Origin of the sequence: Nonomuraea sp. NPDC050663, assembly GCF_044456985.1 — a bacterium.
Lineage (GTDB): Bacteria > Actinomycetota > Actinomycetes > Streptosporangiales > Streptosporangiaceae > Nonomuraea.
On sequence record NZ_JBITGL010000001.1, the window covers coordinates 81,848 to 95,703 of the forward strand.

The 13,856-nt window shown below is 69.4% G+C and carries 18 protein-coding genes and 1 tRNA gene; 15 read left to right on the forward strand and 4 right to left on the reverse strand.

Going from position 1 to position 13,856, the window contains the following annotated elements; all coding sequences use genetic code 11:
* Positions 1-24 precede the first annotated feature (24 nt).
* From mshA to ACIBH1_RS00440, 4 genes are read left to right on the forward strand one after another with little or no spacing between them, the layout of a single operon-like run.
* On the forward strand, positions 25-1,293 hold the full coding sequence (mshA, locus tag ACIBH1_RS00425) for a D-inositol-3-phosphate glycosyltransferase (protein WP_397311395.1): 1,269 nt from the start codon (positions 25-27) through the stop codon (positions 1,291-1,293).
* Positions 1,290-1,751 carry a YbjN domain-containing protein gene (locus ACIBH1_RS00430; RefSeq protein ID WP_397311396.1) on the forward strand — a complete coding sequence of 154 codons (462 nt, stop codon included), beginning with the start codon at positions 1,290-1,292 and terminating at the stop codon, positions 1,749-1,751. The genes mshA and ACIBH1_RS00430 overlap by 4 nt, the downstream gene beginning before the upstream one ends.
* A 10-nt stretch (positions 1,752-1,761) precedes the next feature.
* The gene (locus ACIBH1_RS00435; protein WP_397311397.1) at positions 1,762-2,505 is read left to right on the forward strand and encodes a phosphoglyceromutase; all 744 of its coding nucleotides are present in this window, start codon (positions 1,762-1,764) and stop codon (positions 2,503-2,505) included.
* A complete protein-coding gene (locus tag ACIBH1_RS00440; protein WP_397311398.1) occupies positions 2,505-3,026 on the forward strand; it encodes a GNAT family N-acetyltransferase in 522 nt (173 codons plus the stop codon). Before ACIBH1_RS00435 ends, ACIBH1_RS00440 begins: the two co-directional genes overlap by 1 nt.
* 39 nt (positions 3,027-3,065) lie before the next feature.
* Here the strand turns inward: ACIBH1_RS00440 and ACIBH1_RS00445 are convergent, their stop codons facing one another.
* Entirely contained in the window at positions 3,066-3,587 is a 522-nt protein-coding gene (locus tag ACIBH1_RS00445) for a peptidoglycan-binding protein (RefSeq protein WP_397311400.1), read from the reverse strand.
* A gap of 46 nt (positions 3,588-3,633) precedes the next feature.
* Positions 3,634-4,278: a phosphate signaling complex protein PhoU gene (gene phoU / locus ACIBH1_RS00450; protein ID WP_397311401.1), complete on the reverse strand. Its 645-nt coding sequence runs from the start codon at positions 4,276-4,278 to the stop codon at positions 3,634-3,636.
* A gap of 113 nt (positions 4,279-4,391) precedes the next feature.
* Between phoU and ACIBH1_RS00455 the strand changes: the two genes are divergently transcribed.
* Positions 4,392-5,564 (forward strand): sensor histidine kinase, encoded by a 1,173-nt coding sequence (locus tag ACIBH1_RS00455; protein ID WP_397311402.1) that lies wholly within the window; start codon positions 4,392-4,394, stop codon positions 5,562-5,564.
* Complete coding sequence (locus ACIBH1_RS00460) at positions 5,561-6,250, forward strand: response regulator (protein ID WP_397311403.1); 690 nt, start codon at positions 5,561-5,563, stop codon at positions 6,248-6,250. Before ACIBH1_RS00455 ends, ACIBH1_RS00460 begins: the two co-directional genes overlap by 4 nt.
* A gap of 134 nt (positions 6,251-6,384) precedes the next feature.
* Here ACIBH1_RS00460 and ACIBH1_RS00465 read toward each other — a convergent pair whose 3' ends face one another.
* Positions 6,385-6,981: a copper chaperone PCu(A)C gene (locus ACIBH1_RS00465; protein ID WP_397311404.1), complete on the reverse strand. Its 597-nt coding sequence runs from the start codon at positions 6,979-6,981 to the stop codon at positions 6,385-6,387.
* A gap of 235 nt (positions 6,982-7,216) precedes the next feature.
* Between ACIBH1_RS00465 and ACIBH1_RS00470 the strand changes: the two genes are divergently transcribed.
* The 4 genes from ACIBH1_RS00470 to ACIBH1_RS00485 all read left to right on the forward strand — a co-directional run bounded on the left by ACIBH1_RS00470 (position 7,217) and on the right by ACIBH1_RS00485 (position 9,049).
* On the forward strand, positions 7,217-7,699 hold the full coding sequence (locus tag ACIBH1_RS00470; protein WP_181615762.1) for a CarD family transcriptional regulator: 483 nt from the start codon (positions 7,217-7,219) through the stop codon (positions 7,697-7,699).
* 17 nt (positions 7,700-7,716) lie between these two features.
* Positions 7,717-8,187: a 2-C-methyl-D-erythritol 2,4-cyclodiphosphate synthase gene (gene ispF / locus ACIBH1_RS00475; RefSeq protein ID WP_397311405.1), complete on the forward strand. Its 471-nt coding sequence runs from the start codon at positions 7,717-7,719 to the stop codon at positions 8,185-8,187.
* Between the two features lie 220 nt (positions 8,188-8,407).
* Positions 8,408-8,680: a GlsB/YeaQ/YmgE family stress response membrane protein gene (locus ACIBH1_RS00480; protein WP_397311406.1), complete on the forward strand. Its 273-nt coding sequence runs from the start codon at positions 8,408-8,410 to the stop codon at positions 8,678-8,680.
* 93 nt (positions 8,681-8,773) lie between these two features.
* Positions 8,774-9,049 carry a GlsB/YeaQ/YmgE family stress response membrane protein gene (locus tag ACIBH1_RS00485; protein ID WP_181615765.1) on the forward strand — a complete coding sequence of 92 codons (276 nt, stop codon included), beginning with the start codon at positions 8,774-8,776 and terminating at the stop codon, positions 9,047-9,049.
* 64 nt (positions 9,050-9,113) lie between these two features.
* Here ACIBH1_RS00485 and ACIBH1_RS00490 read toward each other — a convergent pair whose 3' ends face one another.
* The gene (locus ACIBH1_RS00490; protein WP_397311407.1) at positions 9,114-10,667 is read right to left on the reverse strand and encodes a DUF2637 domain-containing protein; all 1,554 of its coding nucleotides are present in this window, start codon (positions 10,665-10,667) and stop codon (positions 9,114-9,116) included.
* Between the two features lie 55 nt (positions 10,668-10,722).
* Between ACIBH1_RS00490 and ACIBH1_RS00495 the strand changes: the two genes are divergently transcribed.
* From ACIBH1_RS00495 to ACIBH1_RS00515, 5 genes are all read left to right on the forward strand, one after another.
* A complete protein-coding gene (locus tag ACIBH1_RS00495) occupies positions 10,723-11,109 on the forward strand; it encodes a PPOX class F420-dependent oxidoreductase (RefSeq protein ID WP_397311408.1) in 387 nt (128 codons plus the stop codon).
* Between the two features lie 43 nt (positions 11,110-11,152).
* Positions 11,153-12,547: a cysteine--tRNA ligase gene (cysS, locus tag ACIBH1_RS00500; RefSeq protein WP_397311409.1), complete on the forward strand. Its 1,395-nt coding sequence runs from the start codon at positions 11,153-11,155 to the stop codon at positions 12,545-12,547.
* A gap of 10 nt (positions 12,548-12,557) precedes the next feature.
* Complete coding sequence (rlmB, locus tag ACIBH1_RS00505) at positions 12,558-13,490, forward strand: 23S rRNA (guanosine(2251)-2'-O)-methyltransferase RlmB (protein WP_397311410.1); 933 nt, start codon at positions 12,558-12,560, stop codon at positions 13,488-13,490.
* A gap of 21 nt (positions 13,491-13,511) precedes the next feature.
* Positions 13,512-13,584: transfer RNA gene (locus ACIBH1_RS00510), tRNA-Thr, on the forward strand.
* A 197-nt stretch (positions 13,585-13,781) separates the two neighbouring features.
* Complete coding sequence (locus ACIBH1_RS00515; protein ID WP_397312170.1) at positions 13,782-13,853, forward strand: hypothetical protein; 72 nt, start codon at positions 13,782-13,784, stop codon at positions 13,851-13,853.
* Positions 13,854-13,856 lie beyond the last annotated feature (3 nt).

Consider the following 13,856-nt stretch of genomic DNA (forward strand, 5'->3'; position numbering starts at 1 on the left):
GCAACCTTTTGGAGGTGATGTCCGGTGCGGCGCAGACGCGTGAACCGGGTCGCGACGATCAGCATGCACACGTCACCACTCGATCAGCCCGGCACGGGCGACGCGGGTGGCATGAACGTCTACATCGTCGAATCCGCAAAACGGCTCGCGCAGCTGGGGGTGGAGGTCGAGATCTTCACCCGGCAGACCGGCCGGGACCTGCCGCCCGTCGTCGAGCTCGCGCCCGGCGTCTCCGTGCGTCACGTGACCGCGGGGCCGTACGAGGAACTGGACCGCGCGGACATGCCCGCGCAGTTGTGCGCGTTCCTGTCGGGCGTGCTGCGGACCGAGGCCATGTACGAGCCCGGCCGCTACGACGTCATCCACTCCCACTACTGGCTGTCGGGCCAGGTCGGCTGGCTGGCCAAGGAACGCTGGGGCGTGCCGCTCGTGCACACCATGCACACCATGGCCAAGGTCAAGAACCTGCTCCTGGCCAAGGGCGACAGGCCAGAGCCGCAGGCACGCGTGCTCGGCGAGGAGCAGGTCGTCGAGGTGGCCGACCGCCTCGTCGCCAACACCGCCGACGAGGCGCTCGAACTGCGCGAGCTCTACTGCGCGCCCGAGGACCGCGTCGCCGTGGTGAACCCCGGCGTCAACCTCACCGTCTTCCAGCCCGCTTCACAGGGCGCCGCCCGGCACCGGCTCGGACTGCCACAGAACGCGCACGTGCTGCTCTTCGTCGGACGCATCCAGCCGCTGAAGGCCCCCGACGTGCTGCTGCGCGCCGCCGCCCGCATGCTCATCGAGGACCCCTCGCTGCGCGAACGGCTGGTCGTCGCGTGCGTCGGCGGGCCGTCGGGCAACGGCCTGGCCCGCCCCGACGTGCTCGTCGACCTCGCCTGCGAGCTGGGCATCTCCGACGTCGTACGGCTCGTGCCCCCGGCGCCGCAGCACGAGCTCGCCGACTGGTACCGCGCCGCCGACGTGACCGTCGTGCCGTCCTACAACGAGTCGTTCGGCCTGGTCGCCCTCGAATCGCAGGCCTGCGGCACCCCCGTCGCCGCGGCCGCCGTGGGCGGCCTGCGCACCGCCGTACGCGACGGGGTCTCCGGCGTCCTCGTCGACAGCCACGACCCGCAGGACTGGGCCTCCGTGCTCACCCGCTTCGTCACCAGCCCGCGCTGGCGCGACGGGCTGTCGTCAGGAGCACGCGCCCACGCCGCCGCCTTCGGCTGGTCGGCCACCGCCGCGCGCCTCATGGAGGTGTACGCGGGAGCCGTCACCAACGCGTCTCTTAGGGTTGCCGTATGAGGGAGATCCTGAAAGAGCTCGACGTCTCGTTCGAGGAGCCCCGGCCCGGCCACTTCCTGGTCAAGCTGCCCGGACACCACAAGCTCGCCACGATGACCTGGCTCATCGTCGGGGAACAGGCGCTGCACGTCGAGGCCTTCTTCTGCCGCCAGCCCGACGAGAACCACACCGAGTTCTACAGGTGGCTGCTGACCAAGAACGGCTCCATGTACGGCGTGCACTTCGCCCTCGACCCCATCGGCGACGTGTACCTGGTGGGGCGCGTCCCGCTGACGGCCATCTCGCCTGATGAGATCGACCGCCTGCTCGGCTGCGTCCTCACCTACGCGGACGACGGCTTCGACAAGGCCCTTGAGCTGGGCTTCGCCTCCTCCATCCGGCGCGAGTGGGCCTGGCGGCTCAAGAACGGCGAGTCCACCGCCAACCTCCAGGCCTTCGCCCGCTTCGCGGCTCCCTAGGATGGCCTTCATGGCTACTTTGGTGCTGGTACGGCACGGCGAAAGCGAATGGAACGTCAAAGGCCTGTTCACCGGCTGGGTCGACGCCCCGCTGTCGGCGAAGGGCGAGTCCGAGGCGCGGCGAGCCGGTGAGCTGCTGATCGAGGCCGGCATCCGGCCCGACGTGGTGCACACCAGCCTGCTGAACCGGGCGATCCGCACCGCCAACCTGGCCCTGGAGACCGCCGACCTGCAGTGGCTGCCGGTCAGGCGCTCGTGGCGGCTCAACGAGCGCCACTACGGTGCGCTGCAGGGCAAGGACAAGGCCCAGACCCGGGCGGAGTTCGGCGACGAGCAGTTCATGCTGTGGCGGCGCTCCTTCGACGTGCCCCCGCCCCCGATCGCCGACGGCGACGAGTACTCCCAGGCGGGCGACGCCCGTTACGCGTCGCTTCCCTCCGAGCTCATGCCGCGCACCGAGTGCCTCAAGGACGTCATCGACCGCGCCCTGCCGTACTGGTACGACCAGATCGTCACCGACCTGGCCTCCGGCAAGGTCGTGATGGTCGCCGCGCACGGCAACTCCCTGCGCGCCCTGGTCAAGCACCTTGACGGCATCTCCGACGAGGCCATCGCGGGCCTCAACATCCCGACCGGCATCCCGCTCGTCTACGAGCTCGACGCCGACTACCGCCCGGTCACGCCCGGCGGCCGCTACCTCGACCCCGAGGCGGCCAAGGCCGCCATCGAGGCCGTCGCCAACCAGGGCCGCTGATGAGCGTCATCCTCCGCCCCGTCGAGCCGCACGACCTCGACGTCTTCGACGCCGAGTTCCAGGGCCAGGACGGCGCCGGCGTCCACCAGTGGTTCGGATACCGCAACCCCGTCGCGCCGCGCCGGCGCCTGGCCGAGGACGGCATGCTCGGCGAAGAGGGCGGCGTCCTGACGGTCTGCGACGGCCACAAGGTGGCGGGCCGCATCGAGTGGTCCAAGCTCCTGTGGGGCCCTCCCGGCACCTCGTGGTGCTGGGCGATCGGCATCCGCGTCCTGGCCGACTTCCGCGGCCGCGGCATCGGCACCGAGGCGCACCGCCAGATCGTCGCCTACCTGTTCGACCACACCAGGGCGCAGCGCATCCAGACCAACACCGACGTGGAGAACGTCGCCGAGCAGCGCACGCTGGAGAAGGCCGGCTTCACCCGCGAGGGCGTCGTACGGCAGGCGCAGTGGCGCGAGGGGCGCTGGCACGACCAGGTCCTGTACGCGATCACGCGCGACGACCACCAGCAGAGATGACAGAGCGCGAGCCGGTGCGGCTCGCGCCCTTCACTGCTTCTAGTCGTTGTTGCCCCAGGTGATCAGCGCGCGCCAGGTCTGCACGCCGACGATGCCGTCGATCGAGATGCCGGTGAACCGCTGGAAACGCTTCAGCTCGCGCGCCGTGTCGGTTTCGAAGGCGCCGTCCACCTGCTCTCGGATCAGGTGGCCGTTCTTGACCAGGCCCCACTGCAAGGCGCGTACCTCCTCGCCCCTGTCGCCCCGGCGCAACGTGTTGTCGGCGATGAGGCGCGTCCAGGTGTGCGCGCCGGCCACGCCGTCCTGCGGCAGCCCGACGAGGCCCTGGTAGGCCTTGACGAACTCCTCGGTGCGCTTGCCGTACACCCCGTCGGCGGGGATCGCCTTCACCCACATGTCGCGCTGGCCGCGCAGCAGATGCTGCAGGATCAGCACGTTCGGGCCGCTCTCGCCGCCGCGCCGCAGGACCGGGTACGGGAACGTGGGCGCCGCCTGGGCCGCCACCGGGGCCAGGACGAGCAGGCCTGCGGCGACGACGAGGATCGCGATGATTCTTTTCATGACTTCACCCCCTTGCTGGCTTTGACGCCGATCCGGGGGCGAATGTTCAGGAGGGGCGCGAGCCGGTCACGAGGTAGACGACGTCGCGGGCGATGCGGACCGCGTGGTCGGCGTACCTCTCGTAGTAGCGGCCGATCAGCGTGATGTCGATGGCCGGCTCCATGCCGTGCTTCCAGTCCTTGCCGAGGATCTCGCGGAACAGCTTGCGGTGCAGCCGGTCCATGGCGTCGTCGTCGTGCTCCAGCTCCAGCGCCGACTCGACGTCGCGGCGGGCGATGCAGCTGCCGGCCTTGCTGACGATGTTCTCGGCGATCTGGCCCATCTCCAGGATGGTCGGGCGCATGTCGGCGGGGATGGCGGACTCGGGGTGGCGCAGGCGCGCGACCTTGGCGACGTGCTCGGCCAGGTCGCCCATGCGCTCCAGGTCGGTGCCCATGCGGAGAGCGGTGATGATCATGCGCAGGTCGATGGCGACGGGCTGCTGGCGCACCATGAGCTCGAAGACGGACGCCTCGATCTCCGCGAAGAGCCGGTTGACCTCCTCGTCACGGGAGATCACGCTCTCGGCCAGCTGCAGGTCGGCGTCGAGCAGGGCCGTGGTCGCCCGGGAGATGGCCGAGCGGACCAGGCGGGTCATTTCCACGAGACGCCCGGTGAGGGCGTCGAGTTCTTCATGGTAGGCGTCACGCATGGACTCAACGTACGTGCCGGGCGATGAACGACCCCCAACCGCTAAGTGAACTTTGCGGGAAGGGTCCAGGTCATGGGTCGGTGTCCCGGAAATACCCACCTACCATCGAAGACATGAGTGAGATGGCCATGAGCTTGGCCGCCTTGGCCGGATTCGTGGTGGGCGCGTTCGCTGTGCTGTTCTACCGCAACCAGATCGAGACGCCGAACCGGACCGAGCCTTCGCACGACACGGAGGTCGGCGCGCTGCCGCAGGGCGTCGCCTCGGTGCTGGCGGTGCTCCCGTCGTCGGCCGTCGTACTCGACGCCCACGACCGGGTGCTGCGGGCCAGTTCGGCCGCGCGGGCGTTCGGGCTCGTCAAGGGCGACCGGCTGATGGCGGCCGAACTGCTGGCGCTGGCCAGGCAGGTGCGCAGGGACGGCGAGATCCGCGAGAGCGAGATCGAGGTCGCCGGGCACCGCTTCGGCCAGGAGACCACCAGCTTCGCCGTACGGGTGGCGCCGCTCGGCTCGCACGGCCAGGTGCTCGTGCTGGCCGAGGACCAGACCGAGATGCGACGGGTCGAGGCGGTGCGCCGCGACTTCGTCGCCAACGTCAGCCACGAGCTCAAGACCCCGGTGGGCGCGCTGAGCCTGCTGGCCGAGACCATCCAGGACGCCGCCGACGACCCCGAGGCGGTCACCCGCTTCGCCGGGCGCATGCAGCACGAGGCCGCCCGCCTCGCCTACCTGGTGCAGGACCTGATCACGCTGTCACGCATCCAGGGCGCCGAGCCCATCCCGACGCCCGGCCAGGTGCTGATCGACGAGGTCGTGCACGAGGCCATCGACTACTCCACGACCAAGGCCGCGGGCAAGGACATCACGCTCGTCTCGGGCGGGCTCGAGGGCCTGCGCGTGTGGGGCGACGAGGAACTCCTTGCCACCGCGCTGCGCAACCTCATCGACAACGCCATCGCCTACAGCCCCGAGCACACCCGCGTGGTCGTCAGCACCAGACCGGCCGGGGAATCGGTCGAGATCAGCGTCAGCGACCAGGGCATCGGCATCCCGGAAGAGGCCCTGGAGCGCATCTTCGAGCGGTTCTTCCGCGTCGACGCCGCACGCTCGCGCGCCACCGGCGGCACCGGACTCGGCCTGGCCATCGTCAAGCACGTCGCCGCCGCCCACGGCGGCGAGGTGACGGTCTGGAGCAAGGAAGGCTCCGGATCCACGTTCACGCTGCGGCTGCCCGCCTTCGGCGGCACCGCGGTGGCAGTACCCAAACCCCTGGAGGCGGCCCTATGACTCGCGTGCTTGTTGTGGAGGACGAAGAGTCGTTCTCCGACGCCTTGTCCTACATGCTCCGCAAGGAGGGCTTCGAGGTCTCCGTCGCGGGCACCGGGCCCGAGGCGCTCGACATCTTCGACCGCAGCGGCGCCGACCTCGTGCTGCTCGACCTGATGCTGCCCGGCCTGCCGGGAACGGAGGTGTGCCGTTCGCTGCGGCAGCGCTCCAAGGTGCCGGTCATCATGCTGACCGCCAAGGACAGTGAGATCGACAAGGTGGTCGGCCTCGAACTGGGCGCCGACGACTACGTGACCAAGCCCTTCTCCTCGCGCGAGCTGGTGGCCAGGATCAGGGCGGTGCTGCGCCGCCAGGGTGACGTCGCCGACGAGCCGGAGAACGCCGTGCTGGCGGCCGGGCCCGTGCGCATGGACGTGGACCGGCACATCGTGTCGGTGCGAGGCTCACAGGTGCAGCTGCCGCTGAAGGAGTTCGAGCTGCTCGAGGTGCTGCTGCGCAACGCCGGGCGGGTGCTGACGCGCGGGCAGCTGATCGACCGCGTGTGGGGCGCCGACTACGTGGGCGACACCAAGACCCTCGACGTGCACGTGAAGCGGCTGCGGGCCAAGGTGGAGGCCGACCCGTCGAACCCCCGGTGCATCCTGACCGTGCGCGGGCTGGGGTACAAGTTCGAGCCCAACGAGTGATCAGGTCTTGAGTACGGCAGAGCGGCCGGTTCCTTCGCGGAACCGGCCGCTCTTTCGTTGACGTCGGCGCTGTGCCAGAGGACGAAGTCTTCTTTACGGCGCCCGGCCCGCGCCGGGGTTGCCGAGAAGGTTGTCTAGTGACCGCCCTCAGAGTGGCCCTCAGAGGGCGTAGGGCTCGCCGTGGGCGTCGGGGCGGGCGTGGCGCCCGGAGCCATCGGGTAGGCCGTGTATTCGCGGCTACGGGTCACCACGGGCACGTCCAGGGTCACGGCGCCGGCCGTGGCGAACTGGAAGGTGACCTTGAAGCTCTCGCCGCCGTGCAGCGGCTTGGCCAGACCGTCGATCATCACCTGCGGGGTCGGCTTGCCGGTGTTGATGAGCTGGTTGGCGGGAAGCTGGATCGGGCTGGCGAGGGTGACCGTGCCCAGGCCCTCGGCGGTGACCGCCTGGAGGGTGTCGCCCGAGTAGGAGAGCGCGTTCAGGTACAGCGGGGCCTTGCCGCCCTGGGCCAGCTGCGCGCCGGCGTCGGGGCCGAGGATGAAGACCTGGGGGATGGTCAGGCCCTGCCTGCCGCCGTACGTCGGCAGATCCGCCGCGTGGTCGATGAGCGCCGCGCCTTCGACCGGCATGTACGGCTGGTTGGTGTTGGCATGGAATCCGGCGGAACAGCCGGCCAGAACCGGGGCTGCCAGGAGCGCGGCGGCGGCGATAATCCAGCGTCGGCTGGTCACGAGGGAGTCTCCTTAGCATGGAGAGGAGTTGGCAGCGCCCACCTTATCCACCCGATTCCATGGTCATTCCCGCACCCCTGCAGGTCATTAGCTATGTCAGGGTTTGCGATTCATAGAGTTGTTGGGATGTCAAGCCCAAATATGCGGCTTTGACCTGCAGTTATGGTGATTTCACTGTTCCGGGAGACTCTGGACGCGTGGTACCCTGGAGTACAGCGGAAGGGGTACTTGTCACATGACTTTCCAGGTCGGCGACACAGTCGTCTACCCCCACCATGGGGCTGCCAGGATCGAAGAAATCACAACCCGGACCATCAAGGGTGTGGAGAAGACCTACCTGGTGCTCAAGGTCGACAAGGGCGACCTTACCGTCCAGGTGCCGGCGGAAAACGCAGAACTCGTCGGCGTGCGCGACGTTGTCGGCCAGGAAGGCCTTGAGCGCGTTTTCGATGTTCTTCGCATGCCGCACACGGAAGAGCCGACCAACTGGTCGCGCCGTTACAAGGCCAATCTTGAGAAGCTCGCTTCTGGAGATGTGAACAAGGTCGCCGAAGTCGTTCGGGACCTGTGGCGGAGGGACCGCGAGCGCGGCCTTTCCGCCGGCGAGAAGCGAATGCTGGCCAAGGCTCGCCAGATACTGGTGAGCGAGCTCGCGCTGGCGGAGAAGACCAACGAGGACAAGGCCGAGGCCCTGCTCGACGAGGTTCTCAACTCCTGAACGCGAATCTTCCCCGGGTGGGCGTCGGCATCGACGTCCACCCGTTCGCATCTGGTCGCGAATTGCACCTGGCCGGGCTGCACTGGCCCGGCGAGACGGGCCTCGAGGGCCACTCCGACGCCGACGTCGTCTGCCACGCGATCTGCAACGCTCTGCTGTCCGCGTCCGGTCTCGGTGACCTGGGCGCGGTCTTCGGCACGTCCGACCCCCGATGGGCGGGCGCGTCCGGCGCCGTCCTGGTCGCCGAGACCGTCAGGCTCGTGGGGGAGGCCGGCTTCCTGATCGGCAACGTGGCGGTCCAGGTCGTCGGTAACCGCCCGAAGCTGGCTCCCCGGCGCCAGGAGGCCGAGAAGGTGCTCTCGGAGCTCGTGGGGGCTCCTGTGAGCCTCAGCGCCGCCACCACCGACGGGCTGGGCTTCACCGGCCGTGGCGAAGGCCTCGGCGCGATCGCCAACGCGCTCGTGGTGAACCAATCGCCCGCATCGTGAACCGAACACCCTCGTCGTGAACCAATCGCCCGAATGGCGCGTCATCTAACGGGATGCGTTGAGGGTATCCCGGCGGGTGGTGCCGACCAGTTTCGTACTGGAAGCCCGCCGAGTTCGGGGGCGGCGGTTCGTCACTGGCGCGGTACGGGCCGCCGTCCTCCTTCACCCAGGCGTATTTCTTGGCCGATCAGGGTATCTCCGCATGTGAGGGGGGATACGAATGATCGGATCGATCATCTGGGCCATCGTCTTCGGCATCGTCATCGGCGCCATCGCGCGGCTGCTCATTCCGGGCAAGCAGAACATCTCGCTGACGATGACCTGGCTCATGGGCGTGGTCGGTGCGCTCGTCGGCACGTTCCTGGCGTACCTGTTCGGCGTCTCCGACACCCGAGGCATCAACTGGATCCAGTGGGGACTGCAGATCGGATGCGCCGTGCTGGCCATCCTGATCGTCGCCATGCCGCGCTCAGGAGGGAAATCCGGCGTCTGACCAGCCGATTTTCGAAGGTCGCGCATAACTGTTGGTGAGCGGGTAGCTCGCTGGCCGTGGGAGTGAAGGTGTCACCCTCACGGGGAGGTTTTCATGACCATCGAATCCATTCTCGGCGCAATCGTGATCGGCGCCGTCGTCGGTGCGATCGGCCGTCTGCTCATCCCTGGCCGCCAGGCCATCGGATGGATCCTGACGATCGTCGTCGGCATCGTCGCGGCGTTGATCGGTACGTTCATCGCCCAGGCGATGAACGTCTCCAACACGGCGGGCATCGACTGGATCGAGCTCGTCATGCAGGTGGTGCTGGCGGTCATCGGTGTCGGCCTGGTGGCCGGCCTCCGTCGCGGTCGCGGTAGTCGCCTGTGACATAAGCGCTACAGGCCCGCTCCCACGATGATGTGGGGGCGGGCCTGTTGCGTTGCGGCGTCGCTTACTCGTCGCCCGGGGGGAGGGGGGTGCTCCTCAGGCGGCTGGACGGGGCTTCGTTGTACGGCCTGCGGGCCCGGGGCACCTCGTCGGCGGCATCGGGGCCGTGCTCGGGGTCGGGGTTGTCGGGATCGGCGGGATGCACGAGCTTGTCGGACGCGGCAGGCTTCACCCGGTCACCCCACCGCACCGCCTTGCGCACGGGCTCGGGTTCAGGGTCGGGCTCGGGTTGCGGGTCGGGCTCGGATTGCGGGTCGGGCTCGGGCTGCGGGTCGGGCTGCGGGTCGGGCTCGGCCTCCTGGCCCGGCTGCGGGTCGGGCTCGGTCTCCGGCTCGGGTTCTGGGGCGCGTTCCGCCTCCGGGGCCGTCTCCGGCAGCGACCCACCGCGGTCCGTGGCGTACGGCTCGGCGTCATGGCCGGCGTCATGGTCGGCGTGCGGCTCGGCGTCGTGGTCTTGGTCGGAGGCGTGCGGCCCGCCGTTCTGCGCGGCGTACGCGGCAGGCTCATGCTCGTGCTCGGCGTCCGCCTCCTGCCGCGTCTCGGCGACCGCCCACGGCTCCGTGTCTACGTCAAGCTCACGCTCACGCGCTCCCTGCGGCTCCGGTGCCCACTCCGGCTCCGTCGCATGCCGTTCCTCAAGCTCAGACGCGTGCAGCGCCGCGTGCTCGCGCACAGCCTTGGGCTCAGGCAGCGGCTCCGGCTCGGGCGGCACCGTGGGCTCGGGCTCCGGCGTCGGCTCAGGTTCAGGCAGCGGCTGGGGCACCGGCGCGGGCTCCACCGGCCGCCCTGGCACCGGCTCCACCGGGTCGGGCACCGGGTCAGGCACCGGGTCAGGCATCGGGTCAGGCCCCGGTCCCGGCACCGGGATCGGCACAGGTGTCGGCTCGGGCTCCGGGAGCGGCTCGGGCTTCCTCGGCTTCGGCCTGCTCGGAAACGGGATCGGCTCAGGCACCGGCTCCGGCTCCGGATCCGGCAGCGGCTCCGGCCGGGGCTCGGGCACTTGACGCCCCAACGGCGCGGCGGCCGCCGTCACAGACTCCTTCTCGTCCTCCCAGGGCAGCGCCGGAATCGCCTGCTGCTTCCGCTCCTCGAACGGCACCAGATCCTGCTCCGCCGTACCCTCGGCTCGCGAGCTGCGCCGCTCCTGCACGTGCTTGATGATCACCAGCCACAACCACAGCGCGATCGCCAGCATCACCCAGGGCGCCACGGCGACGCCCACGGCCGCGTGCCGTACGTCGAAACGGAACCCCACCACCGCCCCGACGTTGGCCGCGCCCGCGGCCACGATGAGGAGCACGAGCACCAGCCCCGCCTGCGCGCGCACGAGCAGCCCGCCGGCGCTCAGCAGGAGTACGGCCAGCAGGGCGACGAGCAGGAGCGCCGAGAAGCCGGCGGGATAGAGGAAGGCGAGGTCGGGCGAGGCCCCGCCGCTGAGGGCGAGGTCGCGCAGGTCGTGGAAGGACAGAGCGCAGGCGGTGCCGGCGAGTGCGGCGACGGCGAGCCCGGCGAGGGCGACACCCAGGCGGCGCAGCGTGGAAGGGGGAGTCACGTCCATGGCGATTTCGAGCCTACAGAAGAATGGGGTGGGAAACCGATCAAGGGGGAATCACATGGCCGAGCTGTCAGCGGGCGCGCGCAAGTACTTCGACGCGGCCAGCTACGCGACCGTGACGAGCATCAATCCCGACGGCGGGCCGCAGTCCACGGTGGTGTGGGTGCGGACCGACGGCGACGACATCCTGTTCTCGACCGTCAAGGGCCGTCGCAAGCACCGCAATTTCGTGCGTGACCCGCGCGCGAGCATTCTGATCATCGATTCCGACAATCCCTATGTCTACGTCGAAGTGCGTGGAAAGGTGACGATGGAGGACGATCCGACGGGATCGCTCATTCAGGAGCTGTCGCGGAAGTACTCGGGACAGGACTGGAAGGAACCGCAGGGCAATGAGAGAGTGATCGTGCGCCTGACGCCCGAGAAGGTGACGCTACGAGGCTGACAAATCAGCATGCGACGTCGCGCGAGGCGTTAGCCTTGCCTTTGTGAGCCTGCGCCTTTACGACACCAGCACCCGCACAGTCCGCGAGTTTGTCCCGGTCGAGGCCGGCCGGGTGTCGATCTACCTGTGTGGTGCCACCGTGCAGGCTCCGCCGCATATCGGTCACATCCGCTCGGGCGTCAACTTCGACGTGCTGCGCCGCTGGCTCACGCGCTCCGGCTACGACGTGACCTTCTGCAGGAACGTCACCGACATCGACGACAAGATCATCCGGGTGGCCGCGGCCGACGACGTGCCGTGGTTCGTGATCGCCGAGCGCAACCAGCGTGCCTTCACCTGGGCCTACGACCAGCTCGGCTGCCTGCCGCCCACGGTCGAGCCGCGCGCGACCGGCCACGTCCCCGAGATGATCACGCTGATGCAGCGCCTGATCGACCGCGGCCACGCCTACGCCTCCGGCGGCGACGTCTACTTCGACACGCGGTCGTACGCCACGGAGTACGGCTCGCTGTCGAACCAGAAGCTCGAGAACATGCGCGCCGCGGCCGACTGCGACGACGACTCGGCCAAGCACGACCCGCGCGATTTCGCCCTGTGGAAGGGCGAGAAGCCCGGCGAGCCCACCTGGCCCACCCCCTGGGGCCCCGGGCGTCCCGGCTGGCACCTCGAGTGCTCCGCCATGGCCACCAAGTACCTCGGGCCGACCTTCGACATCCACGGCGGCGGCCTCGACCTGATCTTCCCGCACCACGAGAACGAGATCGCCCAGTCCCAGGCGGCGGGCGACGGCTTCGCCCGCTACTGGATGCACAACGGCATGCTCAAGATCGGCACGGAGAAGATGAGCAAGTCGCTCGGCAACTCCCTGCTCATCCCCGACCTGCTCAAGAAGGTGCGCGCCGCCGAGCTGCGCTACTACCTGGCCACGCCCCACTACCGCTCCTCCATCGACTTCTCCGAGGAGTCGTTGCTGGAGGCGGCCGCGGCCTACCAGCGCATCGAGGGCTTCGTCACCCGCGCCGCCGAGGTCATCCACGACGTCGACGCCCACGCCCCCCTCCCGCAGGCCTTCGTCGACGCGCTCGACGACGACCTCGGCACGCCCCAGGCGCTCGCCGTCGTCCACGAGGTCGTCAGGGAAGGCAACGTGGCCCTGAGCCGCGGCGACAAGGAGGCCGTGGCCCGCCTGCTCGCCGAGACCCAGAACATGCTCGACGTGCTCGGCCTCGACCCGCGCTCCGCCCAGTGGCGCGGCGACAGCTCCGACCTCACTCCCGTCGTCGACGCGCTCGTCAAGGTCGCCCTCGAGCAGCGCGCCGCCGCCCGCGCCCGCAAGGACTACTCCGCGGCCGACGCCATCCGCGACGGACTCACCGCCGCCGGCATCACCGTCGAGGACACCCCCCATGGGGCTCGTTGGCAGCTTTCACGCGGGTAACCTTGGTGCCATGAGGAAACGGGGTCCGCTCAAAGGCAGCGGCGGAAAAGTACGTCGCAGTCTGGAAGGCAAGGGCGCGACGCCACCGAAGGAAGCGCGCCACTGGTACAAGGACAAGTCGCGCACCGAGCGCATCGCGCGTGAGGAGCGCGGCGGGGCCTCCCGCCCCTCGTCCGCGCCGCGCCAGCGCAAGTCCGACGACGCGCCTGAATACATCGGCGGCCGCAACCCGGTCGCCGAGGCCCTCGCCGCGGGAGTGCCCGCCACGGCGCTCTACGTCGCCGCGCGCCTCGACAGCGACGACCGCGTGCGCGCCTCGCTCAAGCTCGCCGCCGAGCGCGGCATCGCCCTGCTCGAGGTCAGCCGCGACAAGCTCGACCGCCTCACCGAAGGCGCCGTCCACCAGGGCATCGCCCTCCAGATCCCGGCCTACGACTACGCGCACCCGTCGGAGCTCATCGAGATCGCCCAGGACGCCGCCGAGATCCCGCTGATCGTCGCCCTCGACGGCGTCACCGACCCGCGCAACCTCGGCGCCATCGCCCGCTCCGCCACCGCCTTCGGCGCCCACGGCCTCCTGATCCCCTCCCGGCGCGCCGCCGGCGTCACCGGCGGCGCCTGGAAGACCTCGGCCGGCACCCTCGCCACCATGCGCGTCGCCCGCGCCGCCAACCTGACGGCCGCCCTGCGCGAATACCGCGAGGCCGGCATCTTCGTCGTCGGCCTCGACGGCGACGGAACCGTCGACCTCGACGAGGTGTCACTGCTCGGCGAGCCCCTCGTCATCGTGGTCGGCTCCGAAGGCAAGGGGCTGTCGCGACTGGTCCGGGAGCAGTGTGACTACGTGGCGCGCATCCCGATGTTCGCGGCGGCGGAGTCCCTGAACGCGGGCGTCGCGGCGGGGATCGCGTTGTACGAGGTCGCTCGTCAGCGGCGCAGGTGAGTGGCTAGACTGTTAGGCCGTGCCGACTTAGCTCAATCGGTAGAGCATCTGTCTTGTAAACAGAAGGTCAGGGGTTCGATTCCCCTAGTCGGCTCTGCTGCTCAGAGGCCCTTCCGGATGATCCGGGAGGGCCTTTGTGATCTCCGTACAGCAACGGATTCGACGGCGGATCATGCTGCGTGACCGTGATGGTAGGACTCCGCTTCGCCTGGCAGTGGTGAGGGCGGACCGCCAGGCAGTTGAGGGGCTCATCGGCGCCGGGCGGATCCAGATGCAACGGACGGGCGTGGGTTGACGCCGTTGCATCTAGCGGCTCAGGAGTATGCCGTAGGCATCGCTGAATTGCTGCTGAGGTTTGACTGAATC

What these genes read in the sequence shown, in the direction of transcription:
- ACIBH1_RS00430 (WP_397311396.1), top strand. Translation starts at nt 1,290, where the DNA reads ATGAGGGAGATCCTGAAAGAGCTCGACGTCTCGTTCGAGGAGCCCCGG.
- ACIBH1_RS00435 (WP_397311397.1), top strand. Translation starts at nt 1,762, where the DNA reads ATGGCTACTTTGGTGCTGGTACGGCACGGCGAAAGCGAATGGAACGTC.
- ACIBH1_RS00440 (WP_397311398.1), top strand. Translation starts at nt 2,505, where the DNA reads ATGAGCGTCATCCTCCGCCCCGTCGAGCCGCACGACCTCGACGTCTTC.
- ACIBH1_RS00445 (WP_397311400.1), bottom strand. Translation starts at nt 3,587, where the DNA reads ATGAAAAGAATCATCGCGATCCTCGTCGTCGCCGCAGGCCTGCTCGTC.
- phoU (WP_397311401.1), bottom strand. Translation starts at nt 4,278, where the DNA reads ATGCGTGACGCCTACCATGAAGAACTCGACGCCCTCACCGGGCGTCTC.
- ACIBH1_RS00455 (WP_397311402.1), top strand. Translation starts at nt 4,392, where the DNA reads ATGAGTGAGATGGCCATGAGCTTGGCCGCCTTGGCCGGATTCGTGGTG.
- ACIBH1_RS00460 (WP_397311403.1), top strand. Translation starts at nt 5,561, where the DNA reads ATGACTCGCGTGCTTGTTGTGGAGGACGAAGAGTCGTTCTCCGACGCC.
- ACIBH1_RS00470 (WP_181615762.1), top strand. Translation starts at nt 7,217, where the DNA reads ATGACTTTCCAGGTCGGCGACACAGTCGTCTACCCCCACCATGGGGCT.
- ACIBH1_RS00480 (WP_397311406.1), top strand. Translation starts at nt 8,408, where the DNA reads ATGATCGGATCGATCATCTGGGCCATCGTCTTCGGCATCGTCATCGGC.
- ACIBH1_RS00485 (WP_181615765.1), top strand. Translation starts at nt 8,774, where the DNA reads ATGACCATCGAATCCATTCTCGGCGCAATCGTGATCGGCGCCGTCGTC.
- ACIBH1_RS00490 (WP_397311407.1), bottom strand. Translation starts at nt 10,667, where the DNA reads ATGGACGTGACTCCCCCTTCCACGCTGCGCCGCCTGGGTGTCGCCCTC.
- ACIBH1_RS00495 (WP_397311408.1), top strand. Translation starts at nt 10,723, where the DNA reads ATGGCCGAGCTGTCAGCGGGCGCGCGCAAGTACTTCGACGCGGCCAGC.
- rlmB (WP_397311410.1), top strand. Translation starts at nt 12,558, where the DNA reads ATGAGGAAACGGGGTCCGCTCAAAGGCAGCGGCGGAAAAGTACGTCGC.